The organism is Pontibacter flavimaris, from assembly GCF_001907195.1.
Classification (GTDB): domain Bacteria; phylum Bacteroidota; class Bacteroidia; order Cytophagales; family Hymenobacteraceae; genus Pontibacter; species Pontibacter flavimaris.
On the sequence record NZ_LVWA01000003.1, the window covers coordinates 508,810 to 530,331 of the forward strand.

At 55.1% G+C, this 21,522-nt stretch carries 23 protein-coding genes; 6 read left to right on the forward strand and 17 right to left on the reverse strand.

The window, feature by feature from the left end:
* Positions 1–131: 131 nt before the first annotated feature.
* Complete coding sequence (locus tag A3841_RS04450; RefSeq protein WP_073851220.1) at positions 132–758, reverse strand: cytochrome c oxidase subunit 3; 627 nt, start codon at positions 756–758, stop codon at positions 132–134.
* 257 nt (positions 759–1,015) lie between these two features.
* Here A3841_RS04450 and A3841_RS04455 point away from each other — a divergent pair, with 257 nt between their 5' ends.
* The 3 genes from A3841_RS04455 (at position 1,016) to A3841_RS04465 (ending at position 4,306) form a co-directional block, all read left to right on the forward strand.
* A complete protein-coding gene (locus tag A3841_RS04455; protein WP_139307873.1) occupies positions 1,016–1,597 on the forward strand; it encodes a hypothetical protein in 582 nt (193 codons plus the stop codon).
* A gap of 180 nt (positions 1,598–1,777) precedes the next feature.
* Positions 1,778–2,278, forward strand: a complete 501-nt coding sequence (locus tag A3841_RS04460; RefSeq protein WP_073851092.1) for a DUF4920 domain-containing protein — start codon at positions 1,778–1,780, stop codon at positions 2,276–2,278.
* Between the two features lie 177 nt (positions 2,279–2,455).
* Entirely contained in the window at positions 2,456–4,306 is a 1,851-nt protein-coding gene (locus A3841_RS04465) for a glycoside hydrolase family 13 protein (protein ID WP_073851093.1), read from the forward strand.
* An 86-nt stretch (positions 4,307–4,392) separates the two neighbouring features.
* Here the strand turns inward: A3841_RS04465 and A3841_RS04470 are convergent, their stop codons facing one another.
* The 9 genes from A3841_RS04470 to A3841_RS04510 form a co-directional block, all read right to left on the reverse strand.
* Entirely contained in the window at positions 4,393–5,709 is a 1,317-nt protein-coding gene (locus A3841_RS04470; protein WP_073851094.1) for a PepSY-like domain-containing protein, read from the reverse strand.
* Between the two features lie 83 nt (positions 5,710–5,792).
* Complete coding sequence (locus A3841_RS04475) at positions 5,793–7,058, reverse strand: sensor histidine kinase (RefSeq protein ID WP_073851095.1); 1,266 nt, start codon at positions 7,056–7,058, stop codon at positions 5,793–5,795.
* Positions 7,055–7,732: a response regulator transcription factor gene (locus A3841_RS04480; RefSeq protein WP_073851096.1), complete on the reverse strand. Its 678-nt coding sequence runs from the start codon at positions 7,730–7,732 to the stop codon at positions 7,055–7,057. The genes A3841_RS04475 and A3841_RS04480 overlap by 4 nt, the downstream gene beginning before the upstream one ends.
* A 115-nt stretch (positions 7,733–7,847) precedes the next feature.
* Positions 7,848–8,936, reverse strand: a complete 1,089-nt coding sequence (gene arsB, locus A3841_RS04485) for an ACR3 family arsenite efflux transporter (protein WP_073851097.1) — start codon at positions 8,934–8,936, stop codon at positions 7,848–7,850.
* A 54-nt stretch (positions 8,937–8,990) separates the two neighbouring features.
* A complete protein-coding gene (locus A3841_RS04490) occupies positions 8,991–9,755 on the reverse strand; it encodes a metallophosphoesterase family protein (RefSeq protein WP_073851098.1) in 765 nt (254 codons plus the stop codon).
* A gap of 88 nt (positions 9,756–9,843) precedes the next feature.
* Complete coding sequence (locus tag A3841_RS04495) at positions 9,844–10,377, reverse strand: ArsI/CadI family heavy metal resistance metalloenzyme (protein ID WP_073851099.1); 534 nt, start codon at positions 10,375–10,377, stop codon at positions 9,844–9,846.
* Positions 10,378–10,410: 33 nt separating this feature from the next.
* Entirely contained in the window at positions 10,411–10,752 is a 342-nt protein-coding gene (locus A3841_RS04500; protein WP_073851100.1) for an ArsR/SmtB family transcription factor, read from the reverse strand.
* Between the two features lie 275 nt (positions 10,753–11,027).
* The gene (locus A3841_RS04505) at positions 11,028–11,591 is read right to left on the reverse strand and encodes a hypothetical protein (protein WP_073851101.1); all 564 of its coding nucleotides are present in this window, start codon (positions 11,589–11,591) and stop codon (positions 11,028–11,030) included.
* 77 nt (positions 11,592–11,668) lie between these two features.
* Positions 11,669–12,364 carry a hypothetical protein gene (locus A3841_RS04510; protein ID WP_073851102.1) on the reverse strand — a complete coding sequence of 232 codons (696 nt, stop codon included), beginning with the start codon at positions 12,362–12,364 and terminating at the stop codon, positions 11,669–11,671.
* Positions 12,365–12,497: 133 nt separating this feature from the next.
* On the opposite strand from A3841_RS04510, the gene A3841_RS04515 reads away from it, so the two are divergent.
* Together A3841_RS04515 and A3841_RS04520 are read left to right on the forward strand one after the other, a co-directional pair.
* Positions 12,498–13,181, forward strand: coding sequence for a hypothetical protein (locus A3841_RS04515; RefSeq protein WP_073851103.1), 684 nt, complete (start codon positions 12,498–12,500; stop codon positions 13,179–13,181).
* 72 nt (positions 13,182–13,253) lie between these two features.
* Positions 13,254–13,490 (forward strand): hypothetical protein, encoded by a 237-nt coding sequence (locus A3841_RS04520; protein WP_073851104.1) that lies wholly within the window; start codon positions 13,254–13,256, stop codon positions 13,488–13,490.
* 88 nt (positions 13,491–13,578) lie between these two features.
* Here the strand turns inward: A3841_RS04520 and A3841_RS04525 are convergent, their stop codons facing one another.
* Positions 13,579–13,824 (reverse strand): hypothetical protein, encoded by a 246-nt coding sequence (locus tag A3841_RS04525; RefSeq protein ID WP_073851105.1) that lies wholly within the window; start codon positions 13,822–13,824, stop codon positions 13,579–13,581.
* A gap of 517 nt (positions 13,825–14,341) precedes the next feature.
* Here A3841_RS04525 and A3841_RS04530 point away from each other — a divergent pair.
* Entirely contained in the window at positions 14,342–14,959 is a 618-nt protein-coding gene (locus A3841_RS04530; protein ID WP_073851106.1) for a TetR/AcrR family transcriptional regulator, read from the forward strand.
* A gap of 76 nt (positions 14,960–15,035) precedes the next feature.
* Here A3841_RS04530 and A3841_RS04535 read toward each other — a convergent pair whose 3' ends face one another.
* The 6 genes from A3841_RS04535 to A3841_RS04560 form a co-directional block, all read right to left on the reverse strand.
* Positions 15,036–16,193 carry an iron-containing alcohol dehydrogenase gene (locus A3841_RS04535; protein ID WP_073851107.1) on the reverse strand — a complete coding sequence of 386 codons (1,158 nt, stop codon included), beginning with the start codon at positions 16,191–16,193 and terminating at the stop codon, positions 15,036–15,038.
* A 113-nt stretch (positions 16,194–16,306) separates the two neighbouring features.
* Complete coding sequence (locus A3841_RS04540) at positions 16,307–17,320, reverse strand: NADP-dependent oxidoreductase (RefSeq protein WP_073851108.1); 1,014 nt, start codon at positions 17,318–17,320, stop codon at positions 16,307–16,309.
* A gap of 170 nt (positions 17,321–17,490) precedes the next feature.
* Positions 17,491–18,210 carry a bacillithiol biosynthesis deacetylase BshB1 gene (gene bshB1 / locus A3841_RS04545; protein WP_073851109.1) on the reverse strand — a complete coding sequence of 240 codons (720 nt, stop codon included), beginning with the start codon at positions 18,208–18,210 and terminating at the stop codon, positions 17,491–17,493.
* A 12-nt stretch (positions 18,211–18,222) separates the two neighbouring features.
* Positions 18,223–19,389 (reverse strand): M23 family metallopeptidase, encoded by a 1,167-nt coding sequence (locus tag A3841_RS04550; protein WP_235861293.1) that lies wholly within the window; start codon positions 19,387–19,389, stop codon positions 18,223–18,225.
* Between the two features lie 23 nt (positions 19,390–19,412).
* On the reverse strand, positions 19,413–20,351 hold the full coding sequence (trxB, locus tag A3841_RS04555) for a thioredoxin-disulfide reductase (RefSeq protein WP_073851222.1): 939 nt from the start codon (positions 20,349–20,351) through the stop codon (positions 19,413–19,415).
* A 144-nt stretch (positions 20,352–20,495) separates the two neighbouring features.
* Positions 20,496–21,359, reverse strand: coding sequence for a sigma-70 family RNA polymerase sigma factor (locus A3841_RS04560; RefSeq protein ID WP_025605096.1), 864 nt, complete (start codon positions 21,357–21,359; stop codon positions 20,496–20,498).
* Positions 21,360–21,522 lie beyond the last annotated feature (163 nt).

Sequence of the window (21,522 nt, forward strand, 5' to 3'; positions counted from 1 at the left end):
ATCTATATCAGGAATCCCCGCCAAGGTTCATACTTTGGCGGGGATTCCTGTTTATACTTTGAGAAAAGCAGAAAGTAGAAAAGATCAGCTTCAACAAGAGCTTATACTTTGCCTGGCTATACAATTTATACTTAAGCGATAAAGAGCAGTACCAGGTACAAACCCAGCCACAGAAAATCAAGGAAATGCCAGTAGCTGTTGAGCATCGAAAGCTGCAGGCGGCGGAAGGGATCACGGATGAAGACGAGGCTGCGCACGGCGTCGCTGTTCACGTAAACCATCTTAAACACCATGAACGACAGGAAAATAATACCGCCCGATAAATGCAGGATGTGCAGCGCCGATATGAGGTAGAGGTAGGTGCCGGAGGATTTGCCGGAGAAGTACACGCCCGTTTTCGTCATTTCGTTCCAGCCGATAAGCTGCGCCCCGATGAATAGAAGCCCCAGGCCAAGCGTGGCGCCCAGGTAACGCGCCATTTTCTTCAGCTTTTCCTGCTTGTAGAAGCGGGGCACCCTGGAGATGGTATAGCTGCTGAAGAGAAGTATGATGGTGCTGATGCTAAAGAACTTCGGGAGGTCAAACTGCCCTTCCGGAAAGCCGCCTGTACGCGCAAAGGCCACCACCAGCACAAAGAACAGCACCCCAATGCCCACCATGCTCAGGTAGAGCAGCATCCTGATCGGGTGCATCCGCTCGATCCGCTTGAAGGCTGACCGCTGCTTGGGGTTTACTTGGTTCTTTTTATCCTGGTTCATCCTCTGCTCCGTTATCCTGTGCGCTGAATGCGGGCCGCGCTGTTGTACCTGCTGCACTGTATACGTGTAGTAATTTATACTTTTGCGACCTTGTTATAGTTTTGCAAAAGCCTCTTTTATTTGAGTTTGGCCACGTCCTACCCTAGTAACCTTATCAGAATCTTTTAGTTGTGCTGATTTCTGCCGGAAAAGTATAGCCCTGCGCCTGCCCGTTTGCGTTAGAAGCTTTAGAAGAGACCTTAGCCCCAACGCCACCTATGGAGAGAAATTTACGCCTGCTATACCTCTTGTTATTGCTCCCATTGCTGCTGTCTGCCCCTGATGTGGTGGGCCAGCGAAACCGTACGCCATACACCGGCAGTAACCGTGTACTGCTCACGCTGGATGGGCATTCCGCACCATACGAGTTCGTGTCGGACCAGATGCTGGTGCGCTACAACAAGGACCTGCAGCAGCTCGAGTGCGTTCTCTCCCTGGAGACTCTGGTTCCGCTGCAGGATACCATCCCGCAAAACATGGCCTTCGACGTGCTGTTCGGGGCGCGATACCCGCAGCTCTACATCACCATGGCTGCGCCGGAGCGGCAGATCAACGCCGGCAACCTCGGCTCGGAGACCATCAGGCGCAAGACCGCGGTGCAGCTGCAAAGCGTAACCCGGGACCTGGTCGTGCCCATCAGTTTTTCTCCGGAGAGCAGCTCGTTATACTTCTCCACCACCCTGGACCTGTGGCTCTCGGATTTCCAGGCCTCGCTGCCGGTGGCCTACCTGCCGCTGCTCACCGGCCGCGTCACCATCACCATAGACCGCGCCCGCTGGATGAACCTGACATCGCGGTAAAGTATAAAACCCTTACACCTTGCAGACTACCTTCCTTAACAGAAACAAGGAGTTGAGCTCAATCCCATACTTTATGCACACCGTACCGGCTCTCCCAAGCAACAGGAATACGTAGGCGCAGGACTTGCAACTGAGTATTGATTTGCTACTTTTGTAATTCTTTCACCATAAACACGATACATGAAAAAAGCTACTCTCCTTCTGCTCGTGGCCGCCATGGCTTACGGCTGCAACCAGCAACAGGCTGCCACAGAAACAACAACGGCGCAGGAAGCGCTGTCATCGGAGGCAGGGGCTGCGTTCGGTGCTCCCTTTTCCGAGGAAAACGTGCTGCCAGCCGCTGCCTTAACGGCCGCCGTGGCCGGTAAGGACTCGGTACAGGCCACCGTGGCCGCCGAGATAAAGCAAAGCTGCCAGAAGAAAGGGTGCTGGATGGATGTGAAGCTGAGCGATGACAGTGACATGAAAGTGACGTTCCGTGATTATGGATTTTTCGTGCCGACGGAAAACCTGGAAGGGCGGCAAGTCGTGTTTACCGGTACGGCCAAACGAGAGCTGGTGTCTGTGGAGGACCTGCGCCACTTTGCCGAGGACGCCGGTAAGTCGGAGGCAGAGATAGCCGCCATTACAGCGCCAAAAGAGGAGCTGCGCTTCGTGGCGGATGGGGTGATCCTGAAGTAAGGCTTTTATACGTTATACTTGAAGCAGGCTTCCGGAAACGGTTGCCTGCTTTTTTTACGGCTATACTTCCAATCCAAAAGTATAAAAGGTGAGCCCGGGAGGGATAAACCCATACTTTAACGGCTATCTAAGTATGAACAGGAATCAATCCTGCCATACTTCTACCACTCCAAGTCTATGAACCGGATAAAACTACTAACGCTTTCGCTCCTGCTCACCCTGCTGTACTCAGCGGCCTTTGCCCAGCAACTGCGGGTAGAGCCCGCCTTCTGGTGGACCGGCATGAAAGACACCCACCTGCAATTGATGCTGCACGGCGACAACATCAGAAACCTGACCCCATCCCTGAACCAGGCAGGCGTGGCGCTTAAAGACGTGATCAAGGTAAAAAGCCCCAACTACCTCTTCCTCAACCTGGACCTTCAAAACGCAAAGCCTGGCAAGTTTACCCTGCAGCTGAAGCGAGGCAACAAGACCGTGCACCGTTATACTTACGAACTGCGGCAGCGCGCGGCCAGCTCCGCCAGCCGCCAGGGCTTTACCCCCGCCGATGTCATCTACCTTATCACCCCGGATCGCTTTGCCAACGGCAACCCCAAAAACGACAACGTGAAGGGCATGACCGAGGGGCTGAACCGCTCCGACAAAAGCGGCCGGCACGGCGGAGACATCACGGGCATCATCCAACACCTGGACTACATCCAGGACATGGGCTTTACCGCCCTTTGGGTGAACCCCGTGCTGGAAAACAACCAGGACCGGACCTCCTACCACGGCTACTCCACCACCGATTATTACCAGGTGGACCCGCGCTTCGGCTCCAACAAGGAGTATGTAAAGCTATCGCAGCAGGCCAAGGAGCGCGGCATTAAACTGGTAATGGACATGATCCTGAACCACATCGGCTCGGAGCACTGGTGGATGAAAGACCTGCCGACCGAGGACTGGCTCAACTTCCAGGGCGACTTTAAGACCACCAACCACCGCCGCGAAGCCATACAGGACCCCTACGCCGCTGCCTACGACCGCAAGCTGCACACCGACGGCTGGTTTGTGGAGTCGATGCCCGATCTGAACCAGCGCAACGAGCTACTAGCCACCTACCTGATCCAGAACACCCTCTGGTGGATTGAGTACGCAGATTTGGGCGGCATCCGGATGGACACTTACTCATACCCCGACCCGGACTTTATGAGCGAGTGGACGCGCCGCGTGATGAAGGAGTACCCGAACTTTAATATTGTGGGCGAAGAGTGGTCCTTGAACCCGGCCATTATAGCCTACTGGCAGCGCGGCAAGCAGAACCCGAACGGCTATACTTCCTTCCTGCCCAGCCTGATGGATTTCCCGCTACAGGGAGCCCTCACCACGGCTCTGCGCGACGATGAAAGCGGCTGGGATACCGGCTGGCTGCACCTGTACAACGTGCTGGCCACTGATTTCCTCTATGCCGACCCACAAAACCTGGTGGTGTTTGCCGACAACCACGATATGGACCGCATCTATACCCAACTGAACCAGGACGCCGACCTGACCAAGCTGGCGCTGGCTTTTATCCTGACCACGCGCGGCATCCCGCAGGTATACTACGGCACGGAGATCCTGATGCACAACGAGGAGCGCGGCGACCACGGCATCATCCGGACGGATTTTCCGGGAGGATGGGCCGGCGATAAAGTGAATGCCTTTACCGGAAAGGGCCTCTCGCCGGAGCAGCAGGAGATGCAGCAGTTCACCAAAAAGCTGCTCAATTGGCGCAAAAACGCTGCGGCGGTGCACACCGGCAAGCTAACGCATTATGCCCCCTACAAAGGCGTGTATGTATACTTCCGCGAGCAGGGAGACAATAAAGTGATGGTGATCTTGAACAAGAACGAGAAACCCTACGAGCTGGAGCTGCAGAAATTCGCGCCGCAATTACAACGTATAAAGCAAGGCACTGATGTGCTCACCGGTAAAACCTACGAATTGGGCCAGTCTAAGATCAGCCTGCCTGTTAAAGCACCGCTGATACTGGAGCTGAAATAAGTAGGCTAAAGGAAAAAATTAAAAAGGGGCAGCGATACGTTCCATCGCTGCCCCTCCTGCTTTTATAGGCACTTTATACTTTATACTTACAGGGCGGCGTTATACTTCAGGATGGCGCCGTTGCTTTTCTTGCTGCCCTCCGTGGCGATGTATACTTCCCCGTTCGGTCCAAAGGCCAGCCCTTCCGGCTGCCGCATCAGGTTCTCGTCCAGCGTTTCCAGCTTGCCGATCTTTCCATCCTTCTCCAGCACCATGATGCGCTGGTTCACGGCGTCCAGCACGTAATACGCGCCGGTCTGTGGGTGTATCTCCAGCGAAGAGGGCTGCAGCACATCATATCCATCCTTTGCCTTTTTCTTATCCCCGGCCGGTGCCTGCAGCGGCTCCTGCGCCAGCGGAATCGAGATCACAGGCTCGGGGTTCATCTTCCCGGTACGCAGGTCCAGCGCATAGATGCCCTTGTTATTGCCCAGTTTCCTGTCGTGGCCCTTACAGGCGATCAGCAGGCGGTTGTTGCTCTTATCTAGCGCCAGGCCCTCGGTGTTCTGGCTGCCCGCCAGCATGGACTTATGCTCCTTCACGTTTGGTTTCGCGCTCATAAAATCATTCACCTCGAAGACCGTGCCGTCGCTGCGCAGGATGTAGGCCGTCTTTCCATCTACCGCGATCCCCTCATAGTCGCCCGACTCGCCAAACGGATATTGCTCTTCCAACTTTTTAGAAGTCAGGTTATAGATGAAGATAGTCCCTTTCTCATCCTGGATACAGGCCATGCGCCCGTCGGGCAGCAGCGCAATGCCGGAGACCTCGCGCAGTTCGGAAGGCAGTTCCCAGGAAGCCACCGGCTTGGAGAACGCGTTTGCAGAGGAGGCCGCCAAGCCCAGCGAGCCCACAAGCGATGCCTCCTGCAACTGCGGCGAATTTATACTTGCGCCGCTCCCTGTCTGCCCCAGCAGTTGCCCGCTCTGGTCAAAGGAAAGCTCCACCTCCGCATCACGGTACTCCAGATCCACTTCGTAGCTTATGTTCTCGCCTACCTTCAGCAAGCTCGTCTCGTCGAGGGTGTACTTGTCGAAATGCTGCTGCACATACGCCAGCACCTGCGGCGGCAGGCTGTTGGCTGCTATCTCCTCTTCTACCTGCAGCAGTTTGCCTTCGGGGCTGAACAGCACGGAGCGCTCCCTTCCGCCCAGTTCAAACTCCGCTTCAAAGCCTTCCGCCTCCTCGTCCCAATCCAGGTTTTTCACATCAGGGTAGAGCGACGTAAATTGTGTCTTAACTGCTTCCGGCACCTCCACCTTGTCCCATAGTTCGCTTATCTCTCCTTGTATATCGCTACACGATGTAGCGCCCAGCAGCAGCATCCCGCCAAGCAACACACCGCTTATTCTTCTCTTCTTCATATATCTAATATTTTAATGTAAGCCTATACACAAGTATACTGGCTGATTTTGAAGAGAATCTGAAGAACCTGCTGGATAAGGTGCTATTTTGTAAAATAAATGCAGAGGCTGTGCTCGCCGTTGGTGTAGTTATACTTGGGGATCAGCCCGTAGATGTCGCAGATTTTCTTCACCAGCGCCAGCCCTATCCCCAGCGAGCCCACGGCGTCGTGGCCGGTCTGGAAGCGGCCGAAGAGCTTCTCGGGCTGGTCCTGCGGCGCGTCGCCGGTGTTGCGGATGCAGAGTTTCTGGCTGTTGAGCAGCACTTTTATACTTCCGCCGGGCTTATTATGCTTGATGGCGTTGTTGAGCAGGTTCTGCAGCAGCACATCGGCCAGGCCGCTGTTCATGTGCAGGTACGCTTCGTCCAGCTCCTCCTGCCGCACTTCCAGTTCCCGCATGGCAATAATCTCCTGCAGGTGCGCCAGTTGCTCCTGCAGCAGCCGGTGCAGTGGCACCCGCTCCTCCACGCTGAACTCGCGGTTCTCGATGCGGGTGAGCAGGATGAGGGACTTGTTGAGGCGGGCCAGCCGGTTAAGGGCGCTGTACATATCCGACAGCAGCAGGGCCTGCTCCTCGGTGATGTTCTCGGACTGCATGAACAGCTCCAGCTTGCTGCTTGCAATGGCCAGCGGCGTCTGTATCTCATGCGAGACGTTCTCGGTGAACTCCTTCAGGTTCAGGTAATCGTTGTGGATCTTGCCGGTCATACTTTGCAGCACCTGGTTCAGCTCCTCAAACTCGCGGGTGTTGCTCTGCCTCAGCGCCAGGGGCTGGTGCTGGCTCAGGGTATAGCTTTTGAGCTTGGCCAGGGTGCCGTAAAAGTGGCGCCAGGTATACTTGTTGATGTAGTAGTTCACGAACACCAGGCCCACGAGCAGCAGCAGGAAGATCCACACCATGGCCAGCACCGTGCTTTCCGTCAGGTCCTCAAAATCCATCACCGATTTGAAGATGGTATACTCGTAGGGCTCCCCCTGCCGGTAGGCCGTGAAGGTAAGTTGCCGGAACGGGATGAACTCCTCGTCGTAGGAGCTGAAGATGAGCGTGTCCTTGAGCTGCTCCATCACCAGTTTTTCCGGGTTGGCCTTCCTCACGTGGATGGCCTCTGAGATACCGGAGGTTACATTGGGCAGACGGTCGTACTGACGGATATAGGCGATGATGTTCTCCTTGTCGGTAAACAACTGGTCGTCCACTTCGTCGTAGATCTCCTCGCGCAGCGTAAGGTAAAACACCGTGCCGCCCACCGCAAACACCACCAGCGACACCAGCAGGTAGTATAAACTGGTCTTGGTGAGAACTCTCATGGGCTCATAAACTTATACCCCAGCCCGTACACGGTGTTGATGTAATCCTGTCCTCCGGCTTCTATGATCTTGCGGCGCAGGTTCTTAATGTGCGTGTACACAAAGTCGAGCGAGTCCAGCATCTCGATATGATCGCCCCACAGGTACTCGGCTATGGACTCCTTGGTAAGCACGCGGTTGCGGTTGGAGACAAAGTATAACAGCAGTTCATACTCCTTGCGGGTGAGGGTAAGCGGCTTGCCCGCCACCGAGGCCTCTGCCGCCTCCGGCTGCACCTCCACCTCGCCCACGCGCAGCACCTTCTGCCCGTTAAAGTTACGCCGCCGCAGCACCGATTTCAGGCGCGCATTTAACTCCGAGAGGTGAAAAGGCTTGGTCAGGTAATCATCGGCGCCCACCTCCAGGCCCGTAATCTTGTCGTCGAGGGCATTTTTAGCGGAGATAATGATGATGCCCGTATCCGTGTGGTTTTCTTTGAGCGAGCGCACGATGTTCAGGCCGTTGCCATCCGGCAGCGTGAGGTCTACCACTACGCAGGCGTAAGTATGCGAGGCGGTTTTGAGCAGCGCGCTGCGGTAATCGGTGGCCTCATCGCAGGTATACCCCTCCTGCTTCAGGTACGCCACGATCGAGTCCTTCAGGGCCGCCTCATCTTCTATTACAAGTATCTTCATAGGTTCTTCAGAAACGGTAAATTAAGGAAGAAGTCTGAAGGAATTCTGAACTGGAAGTATAAAAAGAAAGCCTGCCACATGTAGGACAGGCTTTCTTTGCGTCATGTTGATAGAATCAGGCCGTAACTTGCTCCTTCAGCTCCCGGGAAGTATAGAAGCGCTTCCGCAACCACTGCGCCACGTTCACTAAAAGTATAAGCGCGGGCACCTCCACCAGCGGCCCCACCACCCCCACAAAGGCCTGGCCCGAGTTGATGCCGAACACGCCGATGGCCACGGCTATGGCCAGCTCAAAATTATTTCCCGCCGCCGTAAACGAGATGGCTGCGTTCTGCGCGTAGTCCACCCCCACCGCCTTGCCGGCAAAAAAGCTCACCAAAAACATCACCGCAAAGTAAATTACCAGCGGCACGGCCAGCAGCAGCACATCGAAAGGAATGCTTACAATGGTGTTCCCTTTCAGGCTGAACATCACCACGATGGTAAAAAGCAAGGCAACAAGCGTAATGGGGCTGATGGCCGGAATGAACTTCTGCTGGTACCACGCCTCGCCCTTTAGGCGTTTGAGCACCAGCCTGGAGAGCAGGCCGGCTGCAAACGGAATGCCCAGGTAAATGGCCACACTCTCGGCCACCTCGCCCATCCTTATACTTATTAGCTCGCCTTTGATGCCAAAGTATGGCGGCAGCACCGTGATGAAAAGGTAGGCAAACAGGCTGTAGAACAGCACCTGGAAGATACTGTTAAAGGCCACCAGCCCGGCAGCGTACTCTCGGTCGCCCTCGGCCAGTTCGTTCCACACGATCACCATGGCGATGCAGCGGGCCAGGCCGATCATGATCAGGCCCACCATGTACTCGGGGTAATCGCGGAGGAAAAGAATGGCCAGCAGGAACATAAGCACCGGCCCCACCAGCCAGTTCAGCACCAGCGACACCGACAGCACCCTGAAGTTGCGGAACACCTTGCCCAGCTGCTCATAGCGCACTTTGGCCAGGGGCGGGTACATCATCATGATCAGGCCCAGCGCGATGGGCACGTTCGTGGTGCCGCTTTGGAAGGAGTTGATGAAGCGCTCCATGCCCGGCACCAGGTAGCCCAGTGCCACGCCCAGCCCCATCGCCAGGAAGATCCAGAGGGTAAGGTAGCGGTCTAGGAAAGAAAGGCGCTGGCGTTTATACGTTGGGTTGCAGGAAGTCGTCATTCTATCTATTGTTGTACTTTAAGTAAGGAAGCATAAACAGCTATATTTTATACTTTAATAAGCCTTGCGCAGCATATCGGCAAACGCGTTTGGCAGCGGGCTCTCCTCCACGGCACGAGCAGCCCGCTCCACGTCGTAGGGCACGCGCACGAAGGTCACTGTTATACTTTCGGGCGCAGCGGCAGTGCTGTGCTCGTCCAGCTCCAGCAGCACGTAGCAGGCGCGCGGGTCGCCATCCTTCGGCTTGCCCACCGAGCCCAGGTTTATGGCGTGTCTATACTTGCCATCCGTTTCCAGTTGCCGGTGATAGGGCTTGTGCGTGTGGCCAAACAGCATAACGTCTGCCTCCGCCTCTTCCAGCATGCGTACCATACTATTCTCCGGCCGGTCCTCAAAGAGGTACTCGTTAATCTTGCGCGGACTGCCGTGCACCATCAGGATCCGCAGCTTCTCTCCCTCCTTTGGCTGCAACTCCACCCGGAAATGACGGGGCAACTCCCGCAAATATTTCCGGTTCTCGTGGCTGATGATCTGGTTCGTGTAGTCGATGGACTGGTTGCCGCGGGCTTTATCTTCCTCAGTTTTGTAGGCGCAGCCGCAGTCGCCGCTGTGCAGGCCCACGCCCTCGTCGTAATTCCCGGCAATGGTGGGGATGCGGTGCTTGCGGATAAGCTCCACTACCTCGTTGGCCCAAACGTTATACCCTACCAGGTCGCCGAGGCAGTAGACCATGTCCGGTTGTTTCTCTTGCAGGTCCTGCAGCACGGCCTCCAGGGCGGGCAGGTTAGCGTGGATATCGCTGAAGAAGGCGATCTTCATACTTCAGTGTAGGTTTAACCAGCGTTACACAAGTGCCAACAAGTATGCGTTTTATACTTGCTGGCGCATTATCACTTATACTTTATACTTAGCAGCAGCCACCGCCGGGGGTGCAGGCCCCTCCTTCAAAATCAGACACAAAGCTGATGTCGGTCAGCTGCACCATTGGCTTCTCTTCTTTGGCCGGCGGCATGCAGCAGGCGCTGGCGTCGGCACTCTCGTAATGCGGGTCGTTGAACTCGGCATCCTCATGGAAATAATACACCTCCCACTGCACGCCATCCGGATCCTCCACCCAAAACTTATCCTGCACGGCATAGCAGCAGGCCGTGCCGATCTCCTCTTTTGATACCTGGCCCAGGGCCTTAGCCACCTCCAGGCGCTGCTCCAGTTCCACCTGCGTCTCCACCTGGAAACCCAGGTGGCCAAAGTGCTGCTGCACCCGCTCCGGGTTTTCCACAAACGAGATGATCAGCGACGGGGTATCGAGCACATACTTGGCGTAGTTCGGCTTTACCTTGGCCGGCTCCTGGCCAAAGAAGGAAGTATAGAATGCAGTGGTTTTGCGGATATCGCTCACGTAAAGGCTCACGTGCATGCGCGGAAATACAGTATGGCTCATCGGTTTATACTTTAAGGGGTTAAATCTTTTTGTTTAACAGCTGCAGCCAGCGTCGCAGCAGGTACTCTTAATGGCAGCGAGCATGGACTCTACTAAATGCCTGGCCCTGTCATACTGCTCCTGGTCGATGCAATAGCAGACGGTGAGGCCGTCTATCTCCCCTCTGATCAGACCGGCATTTTTCAGCTCTGTGAGGTGCTGCGACACGGTGGTGCGGCTCAGCGGCAGGGCGCTGGAGATATCGCCGGAGATGCAGGTCTTGGTCTCGGCCAGGTGCTGCAGGATGGCAATGCGCGCCGGGTGCGACAACACCTTGGCGATGCGGGCCACCTCCTGCTGCTCCTGGCTGAATTGTGTGGCTTTGGTGTAGGTCATGCTTTTAATTTGATGTATGTCGCAAACATACGACATAGCTAACGGTAAGTCAATTATCGCTCTGAAAAAATTATTAAAAGGATCCGTAGAAACTAGCGCTGCAAGTATGGACTAAGAAACAGTGCAATACGTGCAGCTGCGTAGCACTGGCAGATGATGCAGCAAACGAAGGGATGGGGCAAAAAAAAGCCGCAGCTCCTGCCGCGGCCTTTTCTCAGATGGAAATTTAATACAATGTACAGCTCCTTATACGGAATGGTTACATGAAAGTATGCTTATCTGTTGTAGCCTCCAAAATAACCGTAATAGCCGCTGTTGCTGCGGTCGTGGCGGCCATAGTGGTCATCCCCGAAGTCCCTGAACTCATCCTCGTTGCCATAGGAGGCATCGTGCCGGTAGCCGTGATTGCCCCGGCTGTCAAAGTCGCGGTAACGATCCCCCTCCTCCGGGTTGTCGTAGTTCGGGTTATAGCCGGTGTTGTAGCTGTAGTGCCGCACTTGCCTGTTGTAAGGTCCCTCAGCGTACGGGAAACGCTCCACGGTGTCCAGATCGTTCTCGGCGCCGTGCGGCAAGCCGTAATCCTGTGGCCTGGGCTGGTCGGTGTAGTTCGAGATGTCGTACATCTCGTTATAGAAATCCTCCTGGTTACAGGCGTCTCCTCCCCTGCGGCCATACTCCTGGCTATGCTGGATGCGGTAATGCTGGCCCGGTTCGTTCCGTGTATCGCCTAATTGAGCCCGCTCCTGGCCACGGAAGCGCCAGTGGCGGTCGTTGTCATATCCTTCCTGCCGGTAAGCCCGGCTGAAGTCGCCGTAATGCCTATCTCTTTCGTCTCTCATGGTTCTTTAAAGTATGAGTGGCACAGGCTTTACGCTGCGCCGCTTCGGTTATACATAGTTATACTTGGTGTTCGGGTTTAGCGACGGTCGCGGTCGCGCATATAGCCCTCCCGATCTACCTCCCGCTGGCCTTGGCGGCTATCCCTATCACTGTAGCGGTTACCTTCGCCGTAGTGCTGCTCGCCGGGCGTGTAGTTACGGCCGCTGAATCCGCCGCTGTAGTCGTTGTCATAGTTGCGGTTGCCCTGTTCGTACCGGCGGTAGGACTCGTAATCGCCGCGCTGGCCGCGCGCCCAGTTGCCGCTGTGGTCGCCACGGCGCACGTCGTGTCCGAAGCGCTCGTCGGCCATGCCATACCTGTAATCAGACCGGCCCTGGCGTCTCAGCTCATCAAAGTCTCTGTCGGAGTAATCGGCCTGCGGGTCGTAATGGCGGCCGGAGTTGTAGTCGTCGTCTGGCACGTAGCTCATGCCGTAGGGGTTGTCGCTTCCGCTGCCGCCGCGCGTATAATCCTGCCCGCTGTAGTGCGCGCCCCCGGATTGGAACCGGCCCTGCGGCGACATCTGCCACTGGTCGGCATTGCTGTTAAAGCTGCGGGTGTCGCCATACTGGCTGTCAGCGCTAACCCCGTAGCCACGGTTAAAGTGCGAGTCGGTGGTATAGTTGCCCCTGTCGGAGTTCTGGCCCTGGTGGTGCCCATGCAGCCACTGCCCCTCCCTGTCTTCCGGGTAATTCTCCTGTCTCCTCTGGTTGTCTCTTCTGTCGTCTCTCATAGCTTGATGAATTTGTTAAATGAATGTTTACGCTACCTGTTCTACGGTGCGGCACCGCCCTTGGGTTAAGGTAGCCCTAAACCCAGGGGCCCGGCATCCGTTAAAATGGATACATCAACAAAACTCAATACCTATGGAATCAAACTATTGGAACAGGGATAGGGACAGCAACGAGCGCAACCGCAACCAGGGCCGCCGCCAGGTGGACGAGGACAGCTACCGTGGCGCCTACCGGCTGGACACCACCAGCGACCACCGCAACGAAACGACCTGGGACGGCTTCGGCAGCACAGATAGAAGCCGCCGCCGCGACAACGACTATAATCAAAATTACAACCGCGATTACAACAGAGATTATAACAGGAACTACAACGAGGACAGCCGCAACCGGGGCTACGACCACGACAACTATAACACCGACAGCCGCTACCGCGACCAGGGCGACAAGCATTACCGCAGCAGCAACTACGCCGACTGGAACGACCGGGACCACTACCGCAGCAATGATTACGGAAACGATGATGGAAGCCGCCAGCACCGCAGCGTGCGCGACCGCATGGACGAGCGCGACAGGTATGGCAGCAGCAACTTTAACGCCAGCTATGGCCCCGACCACTACGGACAGGGCGGCGGCGAGAACTACGGCAACCAGGCCGGCTCCCTCAGCTACGGCTACGATGGCACCAGCAACTACGACCCCGACTGGAACCGCCACTACGACCCGCTGAGCGGCAGGCGCCGGAGCTACCACGGCAACTATACCAGCCGCAACCCAAGGCACGACCGTTACAGCTCCGGCAGTGACGAGCGGGACTAACGTATAAAGTATAAACAAGTATAAAGGAGACCAGAAACCAGGCTCTATTATTAACTTAAACCATTTAGAAAGATGAACAAGAACGATAAGAATAAAGACAAGCTCAAGAACGAGGACCTTAACAAGACGATGAACAAAGGCAACAAGGTGCCCAACATCAACCCCACCGGCCAGCGCCAGGACATTGATAACGCCGAGGCCAAACGAGGCGACGTGGGCGGGGTGCCATCGCAGAAAAGCGGCAGCCGCGGCAGCGCTGATGTGCAGGACGGCGGAAGCGATGTAGGCAGCAGCGCCGGCAGCCACTAATCTTTTAAAGTATAAAAACAGCGAAAGCCACCCATATAGGTGGCTTTCGCTGTTTCAGAAGTATACTAGTAATAACGTAAATGCTATTCTACTGCAGTTCCTCTTGCTCCATGTACTCCCACATGGCATCTTCGCTGGCGCCGCTCTTGGCCGCGTAGATCAGCATGGTGGTGTACACGCCAATCAGCAGGAAGCTCAGGGGAATTGAGAAAACAAACGATACGATCAGTGTTTTAATCGGGTCCGGCTTGGATCTCATTTTGGTGGAGGCATACCAAAAGAACAGCACGTTGAAAATACCGGAGAATGCAATTAGGTTGATGATGTCTAGCATTGGCTAAAAGTTAGATTGCCTGTGAATGCTGTGTTGCGCACTGTTGCTGAAAACATGTACTTTAACAGCATTGGTTTTAAATCGTTTACTAACTGTCGTCGGTCGTTTTGTATTTCCCGGCTAGCTTTTTCCGGAACTGCTTGATGCAATTTAGAAGACTACCTTTAAAAATACAAGTATAAATAAAATAAAATTTACAGAATCGTAACATTGATATAAATAGACTCTTTACTATATATCAACATGTTAATGCATACAGATTAACAACCAACGATCTCATACCTGGTAAAGGGTATGGCTTATTAATGCAATATGCTTCTTAAAAGTTTCCCGGTTGCGTGCCGTATTCCCCTTATTTCGTATGGCCTCTCAGAGGTGTAGCCGCATAAAGGCAGGAAATACAACTACCTATCCTCCCGCAGGTGATGCGTTAATGTTTATATTTGCGAATCTGCTCTTGAATAACCATACTTTCAGGGGCACATAGACCGACAATCCTCAACCCGCTGACTTTACTATGAAGGCTCAGGAAACCCCACGCGACAGAATTTTAGCCGAGGCGAAGGCCCTGTTCTTTACCCAGGGCTATAGCAAAGTGCTGATGGCGGACCTGGCAAGGCGCCTGGGCATGAGCAAGAAAACGTTGTATCAGCACTTTCCGGGCAAGGAGGAGCTGCTGAGTAGCATCATCCGGCAGCATGGGCAGGACATACAGCAGGAGGTGGAGCGAACTTTGGCAGACGAGAGCCTGCCCTTCCCGGACAAGACGCGGCGCATTTTCGGCTATGTGGGCACCAAACTGCACGACATCAACCCGGACTTTGTGGTGGATATCCGGAAAAACGCTCCTTCGGCGTGGCTGCACCTGCAAAAGTATAAAACCGATGCCGCTTTTCTCCGGTTCAGCGCCCTGCTGGACGAAGGCTACCGGGAGGGCTATGTTCGCGCGGACGTGAACCGTACCATGGCCGTGCTGCTTTACGCCAGCGCCCTGGAGACGATCCTGAACCCCGACTTCACCGAGCAGGTTCCGAAAGAACTGATGCAGGAGCTGCCCAAGACGCCTGGTGAGGTCTTCGATGGCCTGGTAAAGATCATCTTCAAGGGCATTCTGCGTCAGGATACGGAAGTATAAAGTATGGGCAAGGCCGCTGCAGTTACCCTTGCAGCGGCCTTGCCCATACTTTATACTTCTACGTTCTACCTATACTTTACAGGCTCAGCAAGAGTATTTCTTTCACATCCTGGATCTGGATATCGGCGCGCTCGCCCAGGTCCTTCACCCCACGCTGCTCAAAACGGGAGATGATGGTATGGATGGTGTCCTCCCCCACCTCGTAATCCGAGAGGCGCGTTTTAATGTCCAGCGATTCGAAGAAGGCAATGGTGGCCTGGATGGTCGCCTCCAGGCGCTCATCCTCGGTGCCGCTGGTCACATTCCAGATACGCTCACCGTACTGCAGCAGCTTCTCCTTCTTGGTCTCGCTTTTATACCGTAGCAAAGCAGGGAACACGATGCCCAAGGTACGGGCATGGTCGATGCCGTGCAGGGCCGTTAGCTCATGAGCAATGTAGTGGGTAGCCCAGTCCGTTGGCACCCCCACCCGGATCACGCCATTCAGCGCCATGGTGGCGGCCCACATAAAGTTGGCCATGGTGTCATAGTCCTGCGGGTTCTGCACCGCCTTTGGTCCCTCTTCCTTCAGGGTGAGAAGTATGGCCTCCGCAAAGCGGTCTTGCAGCGGCGCGTTTACCGGGTAGGTCAGGTACTGCTCCAGCACATGCGAGAACGCATCCGCCACCCCGTTGCTGATCTGACGAACCGGCAGCGTAAACGTCGTTTCCGGGTCGAGCACCGAGAATTTGGGGAAAGTATGGGGACTGCCAAACGACAGTTTCTCCTTAATAGATACCCGGTTGATAACGGCGCCGGAGTTCATTTCAGAGCCCGTGGCCGGCAGGGTAAGCACCGCACCGAACGGAGCCGCCCTGGTTACAGGCTCGCGCTTGGCCATGATATCCCAGGGGTCCTCGCCCTCATACGCCATCGCCGCCACAATAAACTTGGTCCCATCAATCACGGAGCCTCCGCCCACCGCCAGGAAGAAATCAACCTTCTTCTCCTTGGCAAGCGCCACGGCCTTCATCAGCGTTTCGTAGTGCGGGTTGGGCTCAATGCCCCCGAACTCGCTCACCTGAAAGCCCTTGAGCGCCTCCATCACCTGGTCGTACACGCCGTTCTGCTTGATGCTGCCGCCGCCATAGGTCACCATGACGTGCGCCCCTGCCGGAATTTCCTTGCTGATAGCACTGATCTGTCCTTTTCCGAACAGGATTTTCACGGGGTTATAAAAAGTGAAGTTATTCATAGTTGTTTAAAATGGATTTTCTTGTTTTAAGATGACGGGTGCCGCCATACTTTACTATACTTCTTGAGAACCGGAGCGCGGCGCAACCATACTTTGCCTCTGGCCACTGCCGGTTATACTTCCCGCTCAGCCACTTTCACCAATTGCTTGCCCGTGTTCTGCCCGGTAAAGAGCCCCAGGAACGCCTTCGGAATATTGTCGAAGCCCTCCGTGATGGTCTCCTGGTACTGAAGCTTGCCCTCCTGCACCCATCCCGCCAGGTCCTTGGCAGCCCGGTCAAAGTCTTTGGCATAGTCACTCACGATAAAGCCTTTCATCAGGGCGCTTTTCTTCAACAGGATAGGCTCCACGCGCATGCCGCTGGGCACCGAAGTATGGTTATAGTAGGCAATTTGGCCGCAGATGGCAATCCGAGCAAATTTATTCAATGCCAGGTAAACCGCGTCCGAGATCTCGCCGCCCACATTATCAAAGTATACATCCACGCCATCCGGACAGGCCGCTGCCATGGCCTGGTTCATGTTACCGGTGCTTTTGTAGTTGATGGCTTCATCAAAGCCCAGCTCCTCCTTCAGGTAGGCGACTTTCTCATCCGATCCGGCCACACCCACCACCCGGCAGCCTTTCAGCTTGGCGATCTGACCTACCACTGTTCCCACAGCGCCCGCCGCTCCCGACACGACCACCGTCTCGCCCGGCTTCGGCTCACCGATATAGAGCAGGCCAAAATACGCGGTGAGGCCCGGCATTCCTAAAATGCCTAAATGATAACTTAAGGGGGTAATATCCGGGTTGATGGTGCTCAGGCCTTTACCGCTGTGGATGCTATACTGCTGCCACGGCAGGTTCCCGAGCACCACGGTTCCTTTCGGAAGCCCTTCGTTCCGGCTTTGTACAACCTCCGCCACCACGCCGCCCGTAACCGGCTCGCCGACCGCATAGGGCGCTACATAGGATTCCGCGTCGCTCATGCGGCCGCGCATGTACGGGTCCACAGATACGTACAGCGACTTGAGCAGCACCTGCCCTTCCTGTAGTTCCGGCACCTGGTGCTCCTCAAACCTGAAATTTTCCTGAGCAGGCATCCCCGTAGGGCGGTTGGCCAGCAGTATAGTTTTATTTTTCATAGCGAAATAGTCGTCGTGTTCTGATTAAAACCAAACCAGTCAGGGGGCGCATTTGTTCATCGCACAGCCCATAAAGTATAAAGGGGAGAACCGCAGCTTTGAACTACAACTCTCCCCTTTATACTTTAAAAATGATGTGTTTTGTTATGCCGGCGCGCAACGCCATACTTCTAAAGAAGGTCAAACATATTCCTTACACCCAGATGGCGCTCCTTGGTGAAACCCTCCCCGTAGGTTGCCCCAATAGCATGGCCCAGTTCTTTTGCCCTTGCGGTAATGAACTCCAGAAACTCCGGCGAGGAGATGTACGTGTTCGGGGATGAGTCGTCGGGGTTATGGAACTGGGACCTGAAGGCGCGGACGGCCTCCATTTTCTTCTCCCAGTACGGCGTTACGTCCACTACAAAGTCCGGGCTGATCAGGCGGTCCTGGATGTAGTGGTAAACAGCTTTCGGGCGCCAGGCCTCCTGCACCGCCCCATCCGTATCCTGCGTCTCGATCATTCTGAGGCCGGCTTTAAAGCAGGATTCCGACACGAGCTCTGCACCCCGGCCATGGTCCGGGTGGCGGTCGTGGATGGCGTTGGCGATCACGATCTCCGGTTTATACTTGCGCAGCATCTCCATCACCTTTAGCTGGTGCTCGCGGTCGTTGCGGAAGAAGCCATCGGCAAAGCCAAGGTTCTCGCGCACGCTCACGCCCATAATCCGGGCGGCATCCTCCCCTTCCTTTAGCCGCGTTTCCGGTGTACCGCGCGTGCCCAACTCTCCCACCGTCAGGTCCACTATCCCTACCTTTCGGCCAGCTGCTATGTGGGCTATCAGCGTACCGGCGCAGCCCAGCTCAATGTCGTCGGGGTGCGAGGCAAAAGCAAGTATGTCTAATTTCATGTGATACTATGTTTATCTTATGCGCAGGGATCTCCCTACACGCAGGGTAGTACGTGTACTAATCCCATTTAGTCGGGTTAACTGGCTGACGGACACGCCATACCGCTTGGCTATGCCGGAGAGCGTATCACCGCCCCGCACTTTGTGGTACGCCGCCCGGCGGCCGCTGCTGCTACTGCTCTTGGCGCGGTTGGCGTAGTTGAACACGGCGGAGGTGATCTGGTAGCTTTCGCCCTTCAATAGGTAATCCGGGAAATCATAGATGTTCTCCGGGTCCAGCGGGTTGCCCTGGTAGCGCACTTCATAGTGCAGGTGCGGCCCGGAGCTGCGGCCCGTGCTTCCGCCCAATCCTATCACCTCGCCTGCCTTCACATAGTCGCCTGTTTTGGAGATGGTCCTGCTCATGTGGCCGTAGAGCGTTTCCAGGCCGTTGTAGTGGCGCAACACGATGTAATTGCCGTAGCCACCGCCGTCCCACTTGTTGATCCGCACCACACCATCGAAGGCCGCGTAAATGGAGTCGCCGGTATCCAGGTCGATGTCCGTACCATAGTGCCAGCGGCCGCTGCGGGGCCCGAACCTGCTCGTGATCGGGGTTTTCTCCAGGGGCATCTTATACTCCCGGTTATTCTCCGGGTCATAAAGCTGGATGTCCACTGTATCCTTCAGCTGGCGGCTGTCCATGCGGTATGGGTTGATGTTGCGCGTGTCCCAAATCGCATAGTAGCCGGCAATCCGGATCCAGGTAGAATCCACCAACACCTCTTCCGACATCTCCACAATGTGCTGCTCCCCCAGGTCAAGCTCCGAAGTGTCCTCGCTTACAATGGAGAGCTCTTTCTTGGGGTTGAAGTAGATGGACTGGTCGGCGTCAGAGTCATCATCCGGGAAATCCTCATACTTGATCAGGATCGTCGTATCCGGGCGTACATACTGTATCTTGGGTGTCTTTACCTTAAACAGGTCTTTCACCTTGCTCTGGCCCATGGCGCCTGAGGCGCTGCACAGCAGGCAGAAACAAAACAGTACAAAAGTTAAGGGGGCTTTGTTCTTTGACATTTGCATCAAGAGGTTGGCTGTGCTGCCTTCCCGCAGCACGTCTTTCGCTAAATAAAACTGCAGCACAGCCATTTTATTGTAATACACCTTCAGGCCTGATTTATACTTTAAATCCGCCACAAGCGTGCTAATGCATCATGAGATTAGTGCATCCCCTTGGCAGCCAGGTACCGCTCCGCATCCAGGGCTGCCATACAGCCCGAGCCGGCGGCCGTAACGGCCTGGCGGTACGTATAGTCCTGCACATCGCCGCAGGCGAAAACGCCATCGATGTTGGTTTTGCTGGTTCCCGGGATCGTGCGAATATAGCCGTTCTCGTCCAGGTTCAGGTAATCAGCGAAAATAGCTGAGTTGGGCTCATGTCCGATCGCCACGAAGAACCCTTTCACCGGGATCTCGCGCAGCTCCCCGGTAAGGGCATTCTTCACGCGCACGGCCTCCACGGTCTGCTCCCCCAGGACCTCATCTGTCACCGTGTTCCACAGCACCTCGATGTTCTTCGTGTTCATCACGCGCTCCTGCATGATGGTGGAGGCGCGCATCTCGTCGCGACGCACGATCATGTATACTTTGCTGCAAAGGTTGGAAAGGTAAGTGGCCTCCTCTGCCGCCGTGTCTCCTGCCCCTACAATGGCGACATCCTGACCACGGTAGAAGAAACCGTCGCACACAGCGCAGGCAGAAACGCCGTTGCCATTCAGCCTCGACTCCGACTCCATGCCCAGCCATTTGGCGGAGGCACCCGTAGAGATGATCACCGCGTCTGCCTCTATCGTCTTCTGGTCGTCGATGATCACCTTGTGCGGCTGCGAGGAAAAATCCACGGCAGTAGCAATGCCATAGCGCACATCGGTGCCGAAACGCTCCGCCTGCTTTTTAAAATCCTCCATCATCTGCGGCCCGATTACCCCGTCGGGGTAGCCGGGGTAGTTCTCCACATCGTTGGTGATGGTGAGCTGGCCGCCGGGCTGCAGGCCTTGGTAGAGCACAGGGTTAAGACCGGCCCGGGAGGCATAAATTGCCGCTGTGTAGCCAGCAGGCCCGGATCCGATGATAAGGCACTTTACTTTTTCTATTTCCATTACTGTTTCAGGGTCTGAAAGAAATTTGGTTGCAAGTATACAAAATTTCTGTGCCTTTGCCTGCATTTGCTCTGGCAAAAGCCGCGGTATACAATACAAAAAGCCCGGGCTGCTGGCCCGGGCTTGGTAGTTGTTGCTCTGCGATTAGCCTAAGTATGGCTTCAGTGCTTTGCTTCTGGAAGTATGGCGGAGCCTGCGGATGGCTTTCTCTTTGATCTGTCGCACGCGCTCGCGCGTCAGGTTAAACTTCTCTCCTATTTCCTCCAAGGTTAGGGAGTGCTCTCCGTTCAGCCCAAAGTATAAGGTGATCACATCAGCCTCGCGCTTGGTCAGCGTGGAAAGGGCGCGCTGCACTTCCTTACGGAGCGAGTCGTTCATCAGGCCCATGTCCGGAGACTCCTCGTCTTCGTTCTCGAGCACGTCCAGCAAACGGTTCTCCTCTCCCTGCACGAAAGGTGCATCCACCGATACGTGGCGACCGGATATCTTCAGGGTGTCTACCACCTCAGCGGTAGTCAGTTCCAGCACTTCGGCAATTTCCTCGGGCGATGGCTCCCGCTCGAACTTTTGCTCAAGCTCTGAGAATGATTTAGAGATTTTATTGAGTGAACCGACACGGTTGAGCGGCAAACGCACAATGCGCGACTGCTCTGCCAGTGCCTGCAGAATGGACTGACGGATCCACCAAACGGCATATGAAATAAACTTAAACCCTCTTGTTTCGTCAAATCGCTTGGCTGCTTTAATCAAACCGAGGTTGCCCTCGTTAATCAGGTCGCCCAACGAAAGGCCCTGGTTCTGATACTGCTTGGCCACGGACACGACAAAACGCAGGTTGGCTTTTGTTAATTTCTCAAGTGCAAACTGATCTCCTTCTTTAATTCTCTGTGCCAGCGACACCTCTTCGTCCGGAGTAAGCAAATCAACTTTGCCAATCTCCTGAAGGTATTTATCCAGTGACTGGCTCTCGCGGTTCGTTATCTGTTTGCTTATCTTGAGTTGTCTCATCAGAGTATATCTTATTCAAAAATTGTGAAAACTATGGTTTTGGCCCGGTGAAGTAACATCAGAAAATCGCGCAAAGTTCTGACATCTTCAGAATAAAATCAAGATGCAGTCCTGTGGCGCCCAAAAATAAAACTCTTGGTGCCCTGTGAGCCACTACAGCCAG

What these genes read in the sequence shown, in the direction of transcription:
- A3841_RS04460 (WP_073851092.1), top strand. Translation starts at nt 1,778, where the DNA reads ATGAAAAAAGCTACTCTCCTTCTGCTCGTGGCCGCCATGGCTTACGGC.
- A3841_RS04525 (WP_073851105.1), bottom strand. Translation starts at nt 13,824, where the DNA reads ATGCTAGACATCATCAACCTAATTGCATTCTCCGGTATTTTCAACGTG.
- A3841_RS04500 (WP_073851100.1), bottom strand. Translation starts at nt 10,752, where the DNA reads ATGACCTACACCAAAGCCACACAATTCAGCCAGGAGCAGCAGGAGGTG.
- A3841_RS04455 (WP_139307873.1), top strand. Translation starts at nt 1,016, where the DNA reads ATGGAGAGAAATTTACGCCTGCTATACCTCTTGTTATTGCTCCCATTG.
- A3841_RS04450 (WP_073851220.1), bottom strand. Translation starts at nt 758, where the DNA reads ATGAACCAGGATAAAAAGAACCAAGTAAACCCCAAGCAGCGGTCAGCC.
- A3841_RS04470 (WP_073851094.1), bottom strand. Translation starts at nt 5,709, where the DNA reads ATGAAGAAGAGAAGAATAAGCGGTGTGTTGCTTGGCGGGATGCTGCTG.
- A3841_RS04495 (WP_073851099.1), bottom strand. Translation starts at nt 10,377, where the DNA reads ATGAGCCATACTGTATTTCCGCGCATGCACGTGAGCCTTTACGTGAGC.
- A3841_RS04540 (WP_073851108.1), bottom strand. Translation starts at nt 17,320, where the DNA reads ATGAAAAATAAAACTATACTGCTGGCCAACCGCCCTACGGGGATGCCT.
- A3841_RS04465 (WP_073851093.1), top strand. Translation starts at nt 2,456, where the DNA reads ATGAACCGGATAAAACTACTAACGCTTTCGCTCCTGCTCACCCTGCTG.
- A3841_RS04515 (WP_073851103.1), top strand. Translation starts at nt 12,498, where the DNA reads ATGGAATCAAACTATTGGAACAGGGATAGGGACAGCAACGAGCGCAAC.
- A3841_RS04560 (WP_025605096.1), bottom strand. Translation starts at nt 21,359, where the DNA reads ATGAGACAACTCAAGATAAGCAAACAGATAACGAACCGCGAGAGCCAG.
- A3841_RS04480 (WP_073851096.1), bottom strand. Translation starts at nt 7,732, where the DNA reads ATGAAGATACTTGTAATAGAAGATGAGGCGGCCCTGAAGGACTCGATC.
- trxB (WP_073851222.1), bottom strand. Translation starts at nt 20,351, where the DNA reads ATGGAAATAGAAAAAGTAAAGTGCCTTATCATCGGATCCGGGCCTGCT.
- bshB1 (WP_073851109.1), bottom strand. Translation starts at nt 18,210, where the DNA reads ATGAAATTAGACATACTTGCTTTTGCCTCGCACCCCGACGACATTGAG.
- A3841_RS04505 (WP_073851101.1), bottom strand. Translation starts at nt 11,591, where the DNA reads ATGAGAGACGAAAGAGATAGGCATTACGGCGACTTCAGCCGGGCTTAC.
- arsB (WP_073851097.1), bottom strand. Translation starts at nt 8,936, where the DNA reads ATGACGACTTCCTGCAACCCAACGTATAAACGCCAGCGCCTTTCTTTC.
- A3841_RS04490 (WP_073851098.1), bottom strand. Translation starts at nt 9,755, where the DNA reads ATGAAGATCGCCTTCTTCAGCGATATCCACGCTAACCTGCCCGCCCTG.
- A3841_RS04475 (WP_073851095.1), bottom strand. Translation starts at nt 7,058, where the DNA reads ATGAGAGTTCTCACCAAGACCAGTTTATACTACCTGCTGGTGTCGCTG.
- A3841_RS04530 (WP_073851106.1), top strand. Translation starts at nt 14,342, where the DNA reads ATGAAGGCTCAGGAAACCCCACGCGACAGAATTTTAGCCGAGGCGAAG.
- A3841_RS04520 (WP_073851104.1), top strand. Translation starts at nt 13,254, where the DNA reads ATGAACAAGAACGATAAGAATAAAGACAAGCTCAAGAACGAGGACCTT.
- A3841_RS04535 (WP_073851107.1), bottom strand. Translation starts at nt 16,193, where the DNA reads ATGAATAACTTCACTTTTTATAACCCCGTGAAAATCCTGTTCGGAAAA.
- A3841_RS04510 (WP_073851102.1), bottom strand. Translation starts at nt 12,364, where the DNA reads ATGAGAGACGACAGAAGAGACAACCAGAGGAGACAGGAGAATTACCCG.